Source organism: Lentzea sp. NPDC004782 (assembly GCF_040609115.1).
In the GTDB taxonomy this organism is placed as follows: domain Bacteria; phylum Actinomycetota; class Actinomycetes; order Mycobacteriales; family Pseudonocardiaceae; genus Lentzea.
The window spans coordinates 45,460-60,788 of sequence record NZ_JBEXJN010000044.1 but is presented as its reverse complement, the minus strand read 5'-3'; the positions used below and the strand labels follow the sequence as shown (position 1 = coordinate 60,788).

Annotated in this window: 13 protein-coding genes; 5 read left to right on the top strand and 8 right to left on the bottom strand. The window is 70.4% G+C overall.

Going from position 1 to position 15,329, the window contains the following annotated elements; translation table 11 throughout:
* The first annotated feature begins 16 nt into the window (after nucleotides 1-16).
* Nucleotides 17-2,101 (top strand): RecQ family ATP-dependent DNA helicase, encoded by a 2,085-nt coding sequence (locus ABZV40_RS33095; RefSeq protein WP_355450474.1) that lies wholly within the window; start codon nucleotides 17-19, stop codon nucleotides 2,099-2,101.
* 49 nt (nucleotides 2,102-2,150) lie between these two features.
* Entirely contained in the window at nucleotides 2,151-3,056 is a 906-nt protein-coding gene (locus ABZV40_RS33090) for a PrsW family glutamic-type intramembrane protease (protein WP_355450471.1), read from the top strand.
* A 277-nt stretch (nucleotides 3,057-3,333) separates the two neighbouring features.
* Here the strand turns inward: ABZV40_RS33090 and ABZV40_RS33085 are convergent, their stop codons facing one another.
* Nucleotides 3,334-4,056: an alpha/beta hydrolase gene (locus ABZV40_RS33085; RefSeq protein ID WP_355450468.1), complete on the bottom strand. Its 723-nt coding sequence runs from the start codon at nucleotides 4,054-4,056 to the stop codon at nucleotides 3,334-3,336.
* Between the two features lie 40 nt (nucleotides 4,057-4,096).
* On the opposite strand from ABZV40_RS33085, the gene ABZV40_RS33080 reads away from it, so the two are divergent.
* Together ABZV40_RS33080 and ABZV40_RS33075 are read left to right on the top strand one after the other, a co-directional pair.
* The gene (locus ABZV40_RS33080) at nucleotides 4,097-5,290 is read left to right on the top strand and encodes a cytochrome P450 (RefSeq protein ID WP_355450465.1); all 1,194 of its coding nucleotides are present in this window, start codon (nucleotides 4,097-4,099) and stop codon (nucleotides 5,288-5,290) included.
* A 19-nt stretch (nucleotides 5,291-5,309) separates the two neighbouring features.
* Complete coding sequence (locus ABZV40_RS33075) at nucleotides 5,310-6,212, top strand: AraC family transcriptional regulator (RefSeq protein WP_355450462.1); 903 nt, start codon at nucleotides 5,310-5,312, stop codon at nucleotides 6,210-6,212.
* On the opposite strand, the gene ABZV40_RS33070 is transcribed toward ABZV40_RS33075, so the two are convergent.
* Nucleotides 6,194-6,568, bottom strand: a complete 375-nt coding sequence (locus ABZV40_RS33070; RefSeq protein ID WP_355450459.1) for a VOC family protein — start codon at nucleotides 6,566-6,568, stop codon at nucleotides 6,194-6,196. The genes ABZV40_RS33075 and ABZV40_RS33070 overlap by 19 nt on opposite strands.
* 35 nt (nucleotides 6,569-6,603) lie before the next feature.
* Here ABZV40_RS33070 and ABZV40_RS33065 point away from each other — a divergent pair, with 35 nt between their 5' ends.
* Entirely contained in the window at nucleotides 6,604-7,869 is a 1,266-nt protein-coding gene (locus ABZV40_RS33065; RefSeq protein WP_355450457.1) for an MFS transporter, read from the top strand.
* Here the strand turns inward: ABZV40_RS33065 and proB are convergent.
* The 6 genes from proB to ABZV40_RS33035 all read right to left on the bottom strand — a co-directional run bounded on the left by proB (nucleotide 7,862) and on the right by ABZV40_RS33035 (nucleotide 15,326).
* Nucleotides 7,862-8,989 (bottom strand): glutamate 5-kinase, encoded by a 1,128-nt coding sequence (gene proB / locus ABZV40_RS33060; RefSeq protein WP_355450455.1) that lies wholly within the window; start codon nucleotides 8,987-8,989, stop codon nucleotides 7,862-7,864. The two genes, ABZV40_RS33065 and proB, sit on opposite strands and share 8 nt — an antisense overlap.
* Before the next feature lie 3 nt (nucleotides 8,990-8,992).
* Entirely contained in the window at nucleotides 8,993-10,444 is a 1,452-nt protein-coding gene (obgE, locus tag ABZV40_RS33055; protein WP_355450453.1) for a GTPase ObgE, read from the bottom strand.
* 102 nt (nucleotides 10,445-10,546) lie between these two features.
* A complete protein-coding gene (gene rpmA, locus ABZV40_RS33050) occupies nucleotides 10,547-10,804 on the bottom strand; it encodes a 50S ribosomal protein L27 (protein ID WP_355450450.1) in 258 nt (85 codons plus the stop codon).
* A gap of 14 nt (nucleotides 10,805-10,818) precedes the next feature.
* Nucleotides 10,819-11,130: a 50S ribosomal protein L21 gene (gene rplU, locus ABZV40_RS33045; protein WP_109642823.1), complete on the bottom strand. Its 312-nt coding sequence runs from the start codon at nucleotides 11,128-11,130 to the stop codon at nucleotides 10,819-10,821.
* Between the two features lie 239 nt (nucleotides 11,131-11,369).
* Nucleotides 11,370-14,333, bottom strand: coding sequence for a translation initiation factor IF-2 N-terminal domain-containing protein (locus ABZV40_RS33040; RefSeq protein WP_355450447.1), 2,964 nt, complete (start codon nucleotides 14,331-14,333; stop codon nucleotides 11,370-11,372).
* A gap of 216 nt (nucleotides 14,334-14,549) precedes the next feature.
* The gene (locus ABZV40_RS33035) at nucleotides 14,550-15,326 is read right to left on the bottom strand and encodes a TIGR03936 family radical SAM-associated protein (protein WP_355450444.1); all 777 of its coding nucleotides are present in this window, start codon (nucleotides 15,324-15,326) and stop codon (nucleotides 14,550-14,552) included.
* Nucleotides 15,327-15,329 lie beyond the last annotated feature (3 nt).

Sequence of the window (15,329 nt, the reverse complement as noted above, 5' to 3'; positions counted from 1 at the left end):
GGCAAGCTTGCTCCCCATGGACGACATCGCGTTGCGGGAGCTGGCCGAGGAACGGCTGCGGGCACTGGCGGGCCCGGAGGCGGTGCTGCGCGAGGACCAGTGGACGGCGATCCACACCCTCGTGGCGCAGCGCCGCAGAGCTCTCGTGGTCCAGCGCACCGGCTGGGGCAAGTCGGCCGTGTACTTCATCGCCACGGCGTTGCTGCGCCAGCTCGGTGAGGGACCTACGGTCATCGTCTCGCCGCTGCTCGCGTTGATGCGCAACCAGGTCGACGCGGCGGCGCGGGCCGGTGTGCACGCGGTGACGATCAACTCGGCGAACACCGACGAGTGGGACGCCGTGCAGGAGCAGGTCGCGGCCGGCGACGTCGACGTGCTCCTGGTGAGTCCGGAACGGTTGAACAACCCCGATTTCCGGGACGCGGTGCTGCCCTCGCTGACCGCGTCCGCGGGCATGCTCGTGGTCGACGAGGCGCACTGCATCTCGGACTGGGGCCACGACTTCCGGCCGGACTACCGCAGGTTGCGGACGTTGCTGACGGAGCTGCCACCGGGCGTGCCGGTGCTGGCGACGACGGCGACGGCCAACGACCGCGTGGTCCACGACGTCACCGAGCAGCTGGGGCTCGGTGCCGACGAGGGCACGCTGGTCCTGCGAGGGCCGTTGGACCGCGACAGCCTGCGGCTCTCGGTCGCGCTGCTGCCCACCGCCGAGGCACGCCTCGGGTGGCTCGCGGAGCAGCTCGACCGGCTGCCCGGTTCCGGGATCATCTACACGCTCACGGTCGCGGCGGCGGACGACATCGCCGCGTTCCTGTCCGACCGCGGCTACCCGGTGGCCGCGTACTCGGGCAAGACGGAGCCCGCCGAACGCGAACGCGCCGAGGAGGACCTGCTCGGCAACCGGGTCAAAGCGCTCGTCGCCACGTCCGCGCTGGGCATGGGGTTCGACAAGCCGGACCTGGGGTTCGTGGTGCACGTCGGCGCGCCGTCCTCCCCGATCGCCTACTACCAGCAGATCGGGCGGGCGGGCCGTGGCGTCGAACGGGCCGAGGTGATCCTTCTTCCCGGCCACGAGGACCGCGACATCTGGGCGTACTTCGCGTCCCTGGCCTTCCCGGCCGAGGTCGTGGTGCGGCAGGTGCTGTCGGCGCTGTCCTCCTCTGGCAAACCGCTGTCGACGGCAGCGCTGGAGCCGATGGTCGAGCTGTCCCGCAGCCGGCTCGAGGTCGTGCTGAAGGTGCTGGACGTCGACGGCGCGGTCCGGCGGGTGCGCGGTGGCTGGGAAGCGACCGGGCGGCCGTGGGAGTACGACGGCGAGCGGTATGCGCGCATCGCCGAGGCGCGCCGGGCCGAACAGCAGGTGATGATCGACTACCTGCGCACGTCGTCGTGCCGCATGAAGTTCCTGCAGGACCAGCTCGACGACCCGCACGCGCGCGAGTGCGGTCGTTGCGACAACTGCACCGGCGAACGGTTGTCGGTGGAGGTGTCGGAGACCGCGGCCGGCGCTGCCCGCGAACGCCTGCTGCGGCCTGGGCTGGACGTGGCGCCGCGCAAGATGTGGCCGACCGGCATGGCCGCGATCGGCGTGCCCCTGTCCGGCAAGATCCCGCCGTCGGAGGTCGCGGCGACGGGCAGGGCGCTGGGCCGACTCACCGACATCGGCTGGGGCACCCGGCTGCGCGAGCTGCTGACCGACGGCACCGACCGCGAGATCCCCGAGGACGTGTTCGCGGCGTGCGTGAAGGTGCTGGCGGCGTGGGGCTGGGACGAGCGTCCGGTCGGCGTGGTGACCGTCGGTTCCCGCCGGCGTCCGACCCTGGTCGGCAGCTTCGGCCACCGGATCGCCTCGATCGGCAGGCTGCCGTTCCTCGGCACCGTGTGGCTCGGTGAGTCGGCGCACCGGGCCAACAGCGCCCAGCGCCTGGCCGGTCTCGTGCGATCCGGCGAGACACCGGACGTGTCCGGGGTGGACGGTCCGGTCCTGTTGGTCGACGACCACGTCGACACGGGCTGGACCATGACCGTGGCCGCTCGGATGCTCAGGAAGGAGGGGGTGCCCGCGGTGTTGCCGTTCGCACTCGCCGTCACCAACTGACCCCGGATTGTTCCGGCTCCGATCGGACGAGAAACTCTCGTCCATGGTGATGCCCGGACCAGCCACGCCTCGCCCGCGCAGGTCGTGGTTGCGGATGTTCTTCGTGGGGCTGGCGCTGTGGGTGGCTACGGTGGTGATCACCTACCTCACCGGCAACGCCAACCTGATTCCGACGATCGTGCTGCTGGGCAGCTTCCTGGCGCCGGCGACGTTCGTGACCTGGGCGTTCGAGCACAGCCACTCCGGTGAGGTGACCGGGGAGATCGTGTTCAGGACGTTCGCGGTCGGTGGCGTGCTCGGTGTGCTGGGCGCGTCGCTGCTGGAGTCGTACCTGCTGCACCCGTCGCCGTGGCTGTTCGTGGGTGTCGGGCTGATCGAGGAAGCGGTCAAGCTCGGTGCACTGGCGCTGCTCACGCGGCACCTGGTGCACAAGTCCACGCGGGACGGGCTGGTGCTCGGCGCGAGTGTCGGGTTCGGGTTCGCGGCCTTCGAGTCGGCCGGGTACGCGCTCACGGCGACGTTGACCGACAACGGGCTGTCGTTGATGGACCTGGTCACGACCGAGCTGTTGCGGGGGTTCCTCGCTCCGTTCGGGCACGGGCTGTGGACGGCGATCCTGGGTGGTGTGTTGTTCTCGCGCAGTGCGCGCGAGCACTTCCTGCTCACCGGGCGGCTGTTCTGGACCTACGTCGGAGTGTCCCTGCTGCACGCGCTGTGGGACTCGATGAACAGCATCGCCGTCGTGATCACCGTGGTGGTCACGGGCGAGCCGTGGCAACGGCACGCGGAGCTTTTCACGGTCGTCACGTGGCTCGGGCTGGCGTCGATTTCGGTGGTGGGTCTGGTCTGGCTGCTGGGTCTGGTGCGGGCGTCGCGCCGGAAGTACCGGCCGGTGCGGGGCTATCCGCTGCCCACCGATGCACGGTGGTGGCCGGCCGGTCGTCCTCCTCGGTGAACCGCGCCAGCAGTTGTGGTGGCGGCGGTCGCGGACGGCACCACCAGGTCCACCGGGTGCGCCGCCGCCGAAGCCCTGCACGCCGCTGCCGTTCTGGCCGACCGCGACGACGAGTTGTGTGACGCCGGGCGAAACGGCGAGTCTGCGGACACTCGACAGCCACGTCGCCGTGTCCGCGATGGCTACCACGCGCAGTTTCGTGACGCCTGCGGGGATCGAGCAGTTCGAGGCGGCACGAACTTCAACCGAACGCCACGGGAAGTGATCCGTTCGGAGGTCAGGCCAGGAACTCCAGCACGGCGTCGCGGAACTCGGCGGGCCGCGTGCTGTGAATGCGGTGACCTGCGTCGATCGTGATGAGCTCGGCGTCGGGAATCGTGCAGGCGACCTCGACCAGCCGTTCGGGCGGCACGTGGCTGCGCGGGCCGCCGCCGATCACCAGGGTCGGGGCCTTGATCGCGGCGAGGCCGTCCCACCACACCGGGTCAGGTGCGCGGAGCTGGGTCAGCACCTGCGGCACCACCCGGCGGTCGAACCCGCGCCGGAACAGGCCTTGCAGTGCCAGGAACAGCTCCACGCCCTGCTTGGGCGGGCGTGGCTCACCCGAGCGCGGCGGTGGCGGTGGGTCCTCCAGCACGAGTTTGCGCACGCGGTCCGGGCGGCGACCCGCGAGCAGTGCCGCGACGTGGGCACCGAGCGAGTGGCCGACGAGGTCGAACTCGGCGATGTCCAGCGCGTCGAGCACCCCCACGACGTCGCGTTGCACCGAGTCGAGGCGGTAGTCGCCGGTCCAGGCGCTGCCGCCGTGCCCGCGCAGGTCCGGAGCGATCACGAACCGACCGGCGGCCACCAGCGAGCGGGTGAAGCGCGTCCACGTCGCCGAACTGCTCGCCAACGCGTGCAGCAGCACGGTCGGTGTGCCTTCCAGTGGCCCGTCCAGGCGGTAGGCGATGCTCACACCGCCGACGTTCAGCGTCGGTAGCGGAACCCGTGCTGGCATTGCGAACCGTCCCCCGGTGCGGTGTGGCACTGTCTTGGCCATGATTCCGGACGTCGTGCGGTTCCGGCAGGCAGATCTTCTTTCCGCTCTGCACCGGAGGTTCGGGCCGGTGGTGCGGATGGGCCCGTACACCTATCTGCTCGGGCCGGAGGCGAACCGGTTCGTGTTCGCCAACTCCGAGCTGTTCGAGGTGGAGCGCGCGTTCCAGGTGCTGGTGCCGGTGGACGGGCCGACGTCGTTGATCGTCAGCGACGGCGAGGACCACAAGCGGCGGCGCCGGTTGGTGCAGCCCGCGTTGGTGCACCGGCAGATCGCCAACTACGAGCCGGTCATGCGGGCCAACGCCGAGGCGGCGCTCGACTCGTGGCGGCCGGGCCAGGTCGTGGACGTCTACCAGGAGTTCCGGCGGGCCATCCGGCGCAGCACGATCCACGCGTTGTTCGGCGAGAAGATGGCTCAGGACGCGGACTTCTTCGGCGCGCACCTGCAGCTGCTGATCAACCTGATCGACCGGAACCCCGCGGTGGTCACGTGGCTGCGGCGGACGAAGGCACCGGCCTGGCGCAACGCGATGCGGGCGCGCAGGGCCGTCGACGCACGGGTCTACGCGGCGATCGCGGACGCACGGCAGGGCGGAACTGCCGACGACGACCACGTGCTCGCGTCACTGGTGCGGGAGAAGGACGGGCTGAGCGACCTGGAGGTGCGCGACCAGGTCGTCACGCTGATCGCGGCCGGGTACGAGACGACCAGCGGCGCGATGGCGTGGGCGGTGTTCAACCTGTTGCGGCACAACGGAGTTTGGGAACGCGCGCAGGAGGACGACGAGTACCTGGCCAACGTCGTCAACGAAACGTTGCGGCTTTACCCGCCGGCGGTCCTCTCGGCACGGGTGGCGGCGCAGCCGTTCGAGTTCGCCGGCAAGAAGATCAAGGAGGGCACCTTCCTGCTGTACAGCCCGTACGTCACGCATCGGCTGGCCGAGGTGTGGCCGGATCCGCTGCGGTTCGACCCGGACCGGTGGGAGCGCAAGCCGGCGCCGCACGAGTTCCTGCCGTTCGGCGGCGGGCCGCACCGGTGCATCGGGGCCGGGCTCGCCACGACGGAGCTGACCGTGATGCTGAAAGCGTTGCTGCAAAGGCCGAAACCCGAGTTGGTGAAGCAGCGCGTCACGCCGACGAGCGTCGCCGCGATGCGCCCCAAGCACGGTCTCAAAGTCCGGGCAGCAGGATGATCGCGGGGTGAGGCAGACGATGACGGACGCGTTGGGCGAGGCGCTGCACCTGATGAGGATGTCCGGCACCTTCTACTGCCGGACCGAGCTCACCGAGCCGTGGGGCGTGACCATGCCCGACATGGCCGACTGCCTGTGGTTCCACGTGCTCACCAGCGGCCGCTGCGAGATCGAGGTCGACGGCGAGATCACCTCGCTGGCACCCGGCGACGTGCTGCTCGTGCCCGGCGGCGAGGGCCACCGGCTGTTCGACTCGGCAAGCTCCCCGACGCCGCTCGTCACGACGTTGCCGCACGAGTTCGAGACCGACAACTACGCGATCCTCCGTCACGGCGACGGTGGCGCCGTGACGCACCTCGTGTGTGGTGCGGTGCGGTTCGACCACCCGGCCGCCAAGCACCTCATCAAGGTGTTGCCGCACGTGCTGCACGTGCGGCAGGCCGACGACATGCGCGCCACCATCGACCTGATGGCCGCCGAGGCGCGGAACCTGCGCCCCGGCGGCGAAGCGGTCATCACCAGGCTCGCCGACGTGCTGGTGATCCAGACGATCCGCTCGTGGCTCGCGACCGACCCGGCCGCGCGCACCGGCTGGCTGGGTGCGCTGCAGGACCGGCAGATCGGGCAGGCGCTGGCGTTGATCCACCGCGATCCCGCCCAGCCGTGGACCGTCGAACGGCTGGCGCACCAGACCGCGATGTCCCGGTCGGCGTTCGCGGCGCGGTTCACCGATCTCGTCGGCGAACCGGCCATGCGGTACGTGACGCGGTGGCGGATGCACGTGGCGATGAACCGCCTCAAAGACCGCGACAGCACGGTCAGCGAGATCGCCCGCGGCCTCGGCTACGAGTCCGAGGCGGCGTTCAGCCGGGCGTTCAAGCGGATCGTCGGGGTGTCGCCGGGTCAGGCGCGGGCGGGCTGAAGCAGGTCCCAGCGGTTGCCGTAGAGGTCCTCGAACACGGCCACGCGACCGTAGACCTCATCGCGCGGTGTCTCCAGGAACCGCACGCCGAACTCGGTCATGCGGGCGTGGTCGCGGTCGAAGTCGTCGGTGGTGAGGAAGAACCCGACGCGACCGCCGGTCTGGTCGCCAACGCGGCCGGACTGCTGATCGTTGTCGGCCTGAGCCAGCAGCAGGTTCGCTCCCCCACCCGCTGAAATCACGACCCAGCGCTTGTCGCCCTGCGGGGTGTCCTCCACCAACTCGAACCCGAGACCGTCGACGTAGAAGCGGATCGCCTCGTCGTAGTCGCGGACCACCAAGGTCACCAAGCCCATGGAGCGCACGCTGCTCAGTGTGACATGGTGCCTCCATGGCGGTTACATCGGAGACGCATCGACTGCCCGTACGCACCCTCGTCGCGTCGAGCGCCGGCAACGCGGTGGAGTGGTACGACTGGGGCATCTACACGGCGTTCAGCATCTACTTCGCCACGCAGATCTTCCCGAAGGGCAACGAGGCCGCGGCGCTGCTGAGCACGTTCGCCACGTTCGCGCTCGCGTTCTTCTTCCGGCCGCTCGGCGGGTACCTGCTCGGCCGGTTCGCGGACCTCAAAGGCAGGCGCACCGCGATGCTGCTGACGATCGTGCTGATGTCGGGCGGGTCGGTGCTGATCGGGTTGCTGCCGACGTTCGACCAGGTCGGCTGGCTGTCACCGGCGCTGCTGGTGCTCGCCCGCATCGCGCAGGGCATGGCGCTCGGCGGCGAGGTGTCCAACGCGTCGGCGTACCTCGCGGAGATCGCGCCCGCCGACCGTCGCGGGCGGTACTCGTCGTTCTTCTACATCTCGACCGGGGCGGCGGTGCTGATCGCGTCACTGCTCGGGTTCGTGCTGTCGCGCAACCTCGACAAGGCCGCGATGGCGTCCTACGGGTGGCGCGTGCCGTTCCTGGTCGGCGGTGTGCTCGGGCTGATCGGGTTGTGGTTGCGGCGAGAGCTGAAGGAGACCGAGCAGTTCGAGGACAACAGGGCCAAGGCGGAAAGCGTCCGCAACCCGCTGCTGACCACGCTCAGGGAGCACCCGAAGGCGGTCGGGCAGCTCGTCGGCGTCACGTTGCTGTCGACGCTGAGCTTCTACACGTTCTTCTCCGCGCTGACGCCGTTCGCGGTGAAGACCAAGGGCGCGGGCGACATCGACGTGTTCCTGGCGCTGTCGATCGGCACGCTGGTGTTCATCGCGCTGCAGTACCCGCTGGGGTGGACGGCCGACCGGTACGGCCGCAAACCGCAGCTGCTCGTGTGGTCGGCGGCGATGGCCCTGCTGGTCGTGCCGTTGTCGACGCTGGTCGAACCGGGGCTCGCGAACCTGGTCGTCGTGTTCTGCGTCGGCCTCGGGCTCTACACGGCGATGACGTCGATCGCGCCCGCGATCATGAGCGAGCTGTTCCCCACCGAGCTGCGCGGACTGGGCATCGGCGCCTGGTACAACCTGACGGTCGCGCTGTTCGGCGGCACCGCCCCGCTGGTCATCCAGGCCGTCGGCGGGACGGTGTTCTTCTGGTACGTCGCCGTCGCCGCGGTGATCACGTTCCTCGTCGTCCTGTCGTTGCCGGAGACGAAGGGCGCGGAGCTCACCTAGCGAGCGGCACCAGGTCGTCGGCGTGCACGACCTCGCGGCGCTGCTCCTCCGGCAGGTCGTGGGTCTTGCGGCCGATCAACGACGGCAGCTCCCCCGAGTCGTAGCAGACGACACCGCGGGCCACGACCTCACCGGCCAGGCTCACCAACTCGACGACGTCACCGGCCTCGAAGTCGCCGTCCACGCCGGTGATTCCCGCCGCCAGCAACGAACGACGCCGGCCGACCACAGCGGCGACCGCGCCGTCGTCGAGGTGCAGGCGGCCGTTCGCGTCGGTGGCGTAACCGAGCCAGAACCGGCGGGCGGTGAGACGTGAACCCGTTGCGGCGAAAGCGGTGCCGACGTCCGCGGACGACAGCGCGCGACCGGCGTCGGAGGCACCGGCCAGCAGCACCGGGATGCCCGCCGACGCGGCGAGTCGCGCCGCCGCCAGCTTCGAGGCCATGCCGCCGGTGCCGAGACCGGACGCGCCGACGCTTCCGGCCTGCACACCGTCCACATCGGACGCTCCGGTGACCTCCGAGATGCGGACCGCGCCGGGCTTGCGCGGGTCACCGGAGTAGAGCGCGTCCACATCGGACAGCAGGAACAACGCGTCGGCGCCGACCAGGTGCGCCACCAGGGCGGCGAGGCGGTCGTTGTCGCCGAAGCGGATCTCCTCGGTGGCCACGGTGTCGTTCTCGTTCACCACCGGCACGGCTCCCAGAGCCAGCAGCCGGGAGAACGTGCGCTGGGCGTTGCGGTAGTGGGCGCGGCGCACCACGTCGTCAGCGGTCAGCAGGACCTGGCCGACGGTGAGCGAGTAGCGGCCGAACGAGTTCGCGTAGGCGTGCGCCAACGTCAGCTGACCGACGCTGGCCGCGGCCTGCTGGGTGGCGAGGTCACGCGGGCGCCGGAACAGCTTCAACGGCGCCAGGCCCGCGGCGATCGCACCGGACGAGACCAGCACGACCTGGCTGCCCGCACCGCACCGCGCGGCGACCGCGTCGACCAGCGAGTCGAGGCGGGCCGGGTCGAGCCCGCCTTCCGCCGTGGTCAAAGAAGAAGAACCGACCTTCACCACGATGCGGTTCGCCGAAGCGACCGCTCGCCGTGCTTGTGAGACCGCGGGGGCCGTCACGTTTTACTCCTCGTCGAAGTCGTCGCCGTAGTCGCCGGGCGCGCGGCGGGCCTTCTTCAGGGCCTTGCGCTCGTGGGCGCCGATGCGGTCGTTGCGCTCAAGGCGGGCGTCCGTGCCACGTCCGGTCATCGTCATCGCGATGCCCGCCGGAGTGGTCGGCTCCCAGTCGAACACCAGGTCGCCGATGGTGACCTGGCAGCCGGGGACGGCGCCCATCTTCACGAGCTGATCCTCGACACCCAGCCTGTTCAGGCGGTCGGCGAGGTAACCGACGGCTTCGTCGTTGGAGAAGTCGGTCTGGCGGATCCAGCGCTCGGGGCGGTCGCCCCTGACGACGAAGCCACCCTCGACCGAGGGGTCCTCGGTCACGGTGAACCCGGCGTCGTCCACGGCGGTCGGCCGCAGCACGATGCGGGTCGATTCCTTCTTCGGCTGGGCAGCGCGGTATTCGCGCACGACCTCGGCCAGCTTGAAGGTCAGTTCACGCAGTCCCTCGCGGGACACGGTCGACACCTCGAACACCGGCAGGCCGCGGGCCTCGATCTCCGGGCGGACGAGGTCGGCGAGGTCCTTGGCGTCCGGGATGTCGATCTTGTTGAGGATCACCACGCGCGGACGGTCGGCGAAGTCGCCGCCGAGCGACGGGGTGTACTCCGCGAGCTCCTGCTCCAGCGCGTCGATGTCCGCGATCGGGTCGCGGCCGGGCTCGTACGTCGCGCAGTCGACGACGTGGGCGAGCACAGCGGTGCGTTCGATGTGCCGCAGGAAGTCGAGGCCGAGGCCCTTGCCCTGCGAGGCACCGGGGATCAGGCCGGGCACGTCGGCCATCGTGAAGATGGTCTCACCCGCGGTGATCACGCCCAGGTTCGGCACCAGCGTGGTGAACGGGTAGTCGGCGATCTTCGGCTTCGCCGCGGAGAGCACCGAGATCAGCGACGACTTGCCGGCCGACGGGAAGCCGAGCAGGCCGACGTCCGCGACGGACTTGAGCTCCAGCACCAGGTCGCGCGTCTCGCCCGGCTCGCCGAGCAACGCGAAACCGGGGGCCTTGCGGGCCTTCGACGCGAGCGAGGCGTTGCCGAGACCACCACGGCCACCGGCGGCCGCGATGAGCTGGGTGCCCTCGCCGACGAGGTCCGCGACGATCTCGCCGTCCTCGGTCAGCACCACGGTGCCGTCCGGGACGCGCAGGATCAGGTCCTCGCCGTTCGCGCCGTCGCGGTTCGCACCCGCGCCCGCCTTGCCGTTGGTGGCCGAGGCGTGCGGGCGGAAGTGGAAGTCGAGCAGGGTGTGCACCTGCGAGTCGACGACGAGGACGACATCGCCGCCCTTGCCGCCGTTGCCGCCGTCCGGGCCGCCGAGCGGCTTGAACTTCTCGCGGTGCACAGAAGCGCAACCGTTGCCCCCGTTGCCGGCGGCAGCGTGGATCACCACCCGGTCTACGAAGCGGGCCACGGAACTACTTCCTCTCAAAGTCTTGGACAAGCAACGAGGGGCGGTGCCGGAAGACCGGTCCCGCCCCTCGCAGAGGTATTGCTACGTCGCGGAAAACGGTCCTCAGACCGCGACCGGGACGATGTTGACGGTCTTGCGACCGCGCTTCATGCCGAACTCCACCGCACCCGGCTGCAGGGCGAACAGCGTGTCGTCCTTGCCGATGCCCACACCGACGCCGGGGTGGAACTTGGTGCCGCGCTGGCGGATCAGGATCTCGCCGGCCTTGACGACCTGACCGCCGAACCGCTTCACACCCAGGTACTGGGGGTTGGAGTCACGGCCGTTGCGGGAACTGGACGCACCCTTTTTGTGTGCCATGAGAAGTCAGGTCCTCACTTACCGGTGATGCCGGTGACCTCGACGCGGGTCAGCTTCTGGCGGTGACCCTGGCGCTTGTGGTAGCCGGTCTTGTTCTTGAACTTGTGGATGCGGATCTTGGGACCCTTGGTGTGCTCGACGACCTTGCCGGTCACCGAGAACTTCTCCAGGGCCGCCGCGTCAGCGGTGACGTCAGTGCCGTCGACCACGAGCAGCGCCTGGAGGGAGATTTCGGTGCCCGGCTCGCCCTCGAGCTTCTCGACCTCGACGATGTCGCCGACAGCGACCTTGTACTGCTTGCCGCCGGTCTTGACGATCGCGTACATCAGGACGGAAGTCTCCTGCTACTCGATGGTGACGGGCCATGCGCCATCCAATGGGAGAATCACCAGAGGAGGCACACGACAGGACCCGTCGGATAACGGGCCGTCAACAAGGTTACGGGAGTGGGTACAGCCGGGGCAAACCGGGGTGCCCTGATCGCGTTCGCGCAGGCTGTGCCATCCCTCACAACGCAAAACCGGGGCCGCCCGTGAAGGCGACCCCGGTCTCGCTCGCAGCGCGTTCAGCTCTCCTGGACCGGCGGTCCCGCGGGCCGCGACACGGCGCGGCGCCTGCGGGTGGTGGTGACCACCGGAGCGGGCAGCTGGACCTCGGGCTGCTTCGGCACCTCGACGACCACCGGAGCGGGCACGTCGTGCACGGCCGGAGCACCGGCGGCGCGCTTGGCCGCACGGCGGCGCGGACGGGCACCGGAAGTGGTCACCGGGGCCGCTGCGACGGGCGCTGCGGGCTCGGCGACCGGTTCCGGCGCCACGGAGGCCTCGGCGGCTGCGACGGCCTCAGCGGCGAGCTCGGCCACCTCGGCGGCCTCCTCCGCGACCTCGGCCGACTCCTCGGCGACCAGCTCGGCCACCGTCACCGGCTCGACGAGCTCGGGCGCCGCCTCCTCGATCACCGCGGCGGCAGGCTCCTCCGCCGGGGTCTCGACAGGCTCCTCGTCCGCCTCGGCCGTCTCGTGCGGCACGTGACCGTTGAGCGCCTGCTCCTCGACCACGACCGCGTCGACGACCGCCTGCGGCTCCTTGTCACGACGACGACGGCGACGGCGGCGTCCGCCGTGGCCCTCGTGCTCCTGGTCGGCGGCGACGGCGGTCTCGGAGATGTCCTCCGGCTCGCCGGGCTCGACGACCTCGGGCTCGGCCTCGACCGGTGCCTCGACGGTCGCCTCGACCACCTCGGCGGAGTCCGCGGCCTGCTCCGACCCGCCCTTGTTGCGGCGCGACTTGCGGCCACCGCCCTGTGCCTGCTGCTGGCCGCCGCCACCGTTGCCACCGCCGTGCGAGTGCACGGGCTCGGTGGACACGATCACGCCACGACCGCGGCAGTGCTCACACGTCTGGCTGAACGCCTCCAGCAGACCGGTGCCGACCCGCTTGCGGGTCATCTGCACCAGGCCGAGCGAGGTGACCTCGGCGACCTGGTGACGCGTGCGGTCGCGGCCCAGGCACTCGGTCAGGCGGCGCAGCACCAGGTCGCGGTTCGACTCCAGGACCATGTCGATGAAGTCGATGACGATGATGCCGCCGATGTCGCGCAGCCGGAGCTGGCGGACGATCTCCTCCGCCGACTCCAGGTTGTTGCGCGTCACCGTCTCTTCGAGGTTTCCGCCCGATCCGGTGAACTTGCCGGTGTTGACGTCGATGACCGTCATCGCCTCGGTGCGGTCGATGATCAGGTAGCCGCCCGACGGCAGCCAGACCTTGCGGTCCAGCGCCTTCATCAGCTGCTCGTCGATGCGGTACTCGACGAACGCGTCGTTGTTGCCGACGTGCTTCTTCAGGCGGTCCTGCAGGTCCGGCGCCACGTGGCGGACGTAGCCGTCGATGACGTCCCACGCCTCGTCGCCCTGGACGACGAGCTGGGCGAAGTCCTCGGTGAACAGGTCGCGGACGACCTTCACCAGCAGGTCCGGCTCCTCGTAGAGCAGCGTCGGCGCCTTGGTGGAGGTGCTCTCGGACTTCTCCTTGATGACCTTCCACTGCGCCTGCAGACGCGTCACGTCACGGGCCAGCTCCTCCTCGGAGATGCCCTCCGAAGCGGTGCGGATGATCACACCGGCGTCCTCGGGGACGACCCTCTTGAGGATGTCCTTGAGGCGCTTGCGCTCGTTGTCCGGCAGCTTGCGGCTGATGCCCGTGGCACCACCACCCGGCACGTAGACCAGGAAGCGGCCGGGCAGGCTGATCTGGGTCGTCAGGCGCGCGCCCTTGTGGCCGACCGGGTCCTTGGTGACCTGGACGAGCACGGAGTCACCGCTGCTCAGAGCCTGTTCGATCTTGCGGGACTTGCCCTCGAGACCGGCGGCGTCCCAGTCGACCTCACCGGCGTACAGCACGGCGTTGCGACCGCGGCCGATGTCGATGAACGCGGCCTCCATGCTCGGCAGCACGTTCTGCACGCGGCCCAGGTAGACGTTGCCGACGATCGAGCCGCTGCCCGACGACGTGACGAAGTGCTCGACCAGCACGCCGTCTTCCAGCACACCGATCTGGGTGCGGTCGCCGCGCTCGCGCACCACCATCGTGCGGTTCACGGCCTCGCGGCGGGCCAGGAACTCGGCCTCGGTCAGCACCGGGGCGCGGCGGCGGCCGGCCTCGCGACCGTCCCGGCGGCGCTGGCGCTTGGCCTCCAGCCGGGTCGAGCCGCGGATGCTGCGGACCTCGCTCTGCGCGGCCTCGGAGTCGGCCTTGTCGTCGCGCGCGTCGCGGGACTCGCGGACGTGCACCACCGTGTTCGGCGGGTCGTCCTCGGAGGTCGCCTCGTCGTCCGCGCCGGTCTTGCGGCGGCGGCGACGGCGGCGCCGGCGGGTCGAGCTCTCGTCGCCCTCGTCGTCGGACACCTCGTCGGCGGCCTCGGTCTCGGCGGCCTCGGCCTCCTCGGCGCCGTCCTCGGACTCCTCGCCCGCATCGGCCTCGGCACCCTTGCCGCGGCCACGGCCACGACGGCCGCGGCGGCGCCGGCGACGGCCCTCGCCCTCGTCGTCACCCTCGGCTTCGGCCTCGGCGGCGTCGAGCTCGTCCGCGGCGATCTCGCCGACGGACTTCTCGTCCTCGACCACCGGCTCCTCGACGACGAACGGCGAGGCGGCGGCCTTGGGCCGTTCGATCGGCTGAGGCGGCAGGAACACCGCGCTCGGCGCGGCGAAGACCGGCGCGAGCGCCGGTGCCTCGAACGCCGGGACCGCGGGGGCCTCGTAGTCCTCGGTGATCTCACCGGTGACGACGTCGTCCCAGTCCAGCAGCGTCTCGGCCACCTTCAGCGCGACGTCGCGGCTCACGCTCGACTGCGCGCTGCGGGCGACCTCGCCGAGGTCGGCCAGCGCCGTCATCACGTCCTTGCTGGAGACGTCCAGCAGCTTCGCCAGCGCGTGCACCCGCAGCTTGTCCGGCAGATCTGCCAGCTCAGGGCGTGCGGATACCACGCCCTGCCCGCCGGCCCGGCCGGCAGGCTTGTCCTTGTTCGACATGCAGCTCCTCCACCCCCGGGCGCGTCCCGTGAGGACGCGGCCGCGCAGGGGCCTCTCTTGTCTCTCTCCACCGCTGCTCGCGGCGGGAATCCTTGCCTCGCGCGCAGCGGCGTGGCGCCTCACCGGGCGCACGCTTGCGCAGGTCCCACGACGACGCCACCCTCAGCGCCGCTCCTCCTGATGCGTCGCGACTGGACGTTCCGGCGCTCCTCTGCGTCAGGACTCTCTGTCCTGTTGGAGCGGGTCCACCAGCCTGCCTTCGCCGTCGAGCCGTCCCTGCGCCATCCGGGTTGCTCTCGCAGGTACCGGCGGCACGAGATCGGCGAGGACACGAAGCGCATTCAGCACGTCGTCGGGTCGGACGGTAGGCGTTACCTGCCGAACGACCGTCATGAGTATCCCACACGGTTGTGACAATCCGGCCTCATCGTGTCCGGCGTCGCTCGAACGTGGTTCGACCAGTGCCGACACGACCGCGGGCCGCACGTCGATGATCTTCTTGCCGTCCTTGGTCAGACGCTCGACCTCGACCCGCTCCCGCGAGAGGAAGACGCCGACCGCGGCCGCGAGCGCTTCGGGTTCCACCCCGTCGAGCTCGATCCGCCACTCGCTCGCGTCGATGCGCTCGGTGAGGTTGCCACCGCGCGCCTGCACGATGTCGACCACGTCGATGCCGGGTGGCAGCGCCTCGTCGAGCGCGATCTTCAGCGCCTCCGGGTCGACCCGTTCGACGACCGACACCTCGACGTACTCCGCCTCGCTGGCGACGCCGGTCGGTGCGGCACCCACCCACGACACCTTCGGGTGAGGGCTGAAGCCCTGCGAATACGCCATGGGCACTCCGGCCCTGCGCAGCGCACGCTCGAACGTACGAGCGATGTCGCGGTGCGAGGTGAAACGCAACCTCCCCCGCTTGGTGTAGCGGAGGCGCAGTTTCTGCACGGCGGCGGCCGAAGGGTTGTTGGGCTGATGGCGGCTCAGTGGTGCTCCCATGAG

Coding starts and splice junctions, on each gene's coding strand:
- ABZV40_RS33095 (WP_355450474.1), top strand. CDS start 17: ATGGACGACATCGCGTTGCGGGAGCTGGCCGAGGAACGGCTGCGGGCA.
- ABZV40_RS33090 (WP_355450471.1), top strand. CDS start 2,151: ATGCCCGGACCAGCCACGCCTCGCCCGCGCAGGTCGTGGTTGCGGATG.
- ABZV40_RS33085 (WP_355450468.1), bottom strand. CDS start 4,056: ATGCCAGCACGGGTTCCGCTACCGACGCTGAACGTCGGCGGTGTGAGC.
- ABZV40_RS33080 (WP_355450465.1), top strand. CDS start 4,097: ATGATTCCGGACGTCGTGCGGTTCCGGCAGGCAGATCTTCTTTCCGCT.
- ABZV40_RS33075 (WP_355450462.1), top strand. CDS start 5,310: ATGACGGACGCGTTGGGCGAGGCGCTGCACCTGATGAGGATGTCCGGC.
- ABZV40_RS33070 (WP_355450459.1), bottom strand. CDS start 6,568: ATGGGCTTGGTGACCTTGGTGGTCCGCGACTACGACGAGGCGATCCGC.
- ABZV40_RS33065 (WP_355450457.1), top strand. CDS start 6,604: ATGGCGGTTACATCGGAGACGCATCGACTGCCCGTACGCACCCTCGTC.
- rpmA (WP_355450450.1), bottom strand. CDS start 10,804: ATGGCACACAAAAAGGGTGCGTCCAGTTCCCGCAACGGCCGTGACTCC.
- rplU (WP_109642823.1), bottom strand. CDS start 11,130: ATGTACGCGATCGTCAAGACCGGCGGCAAGCAGTACAAGGTCGCTGTC.
- ABZV40_RS33040 (WP_355450447.1), bottom strand. CDS start 14,333: ATGTCGAACAAGGACAAGCCTGCCGGCCGGGCCGGCGGGCAGGGCGTG.
- ABZV40_RS33035 (WP_355450444.1), bottom strand. CDS start 15,326: ATGGGAGCACCACTGAGCCGCCATCAGCCCAACAACCCTTCGGCCGCC.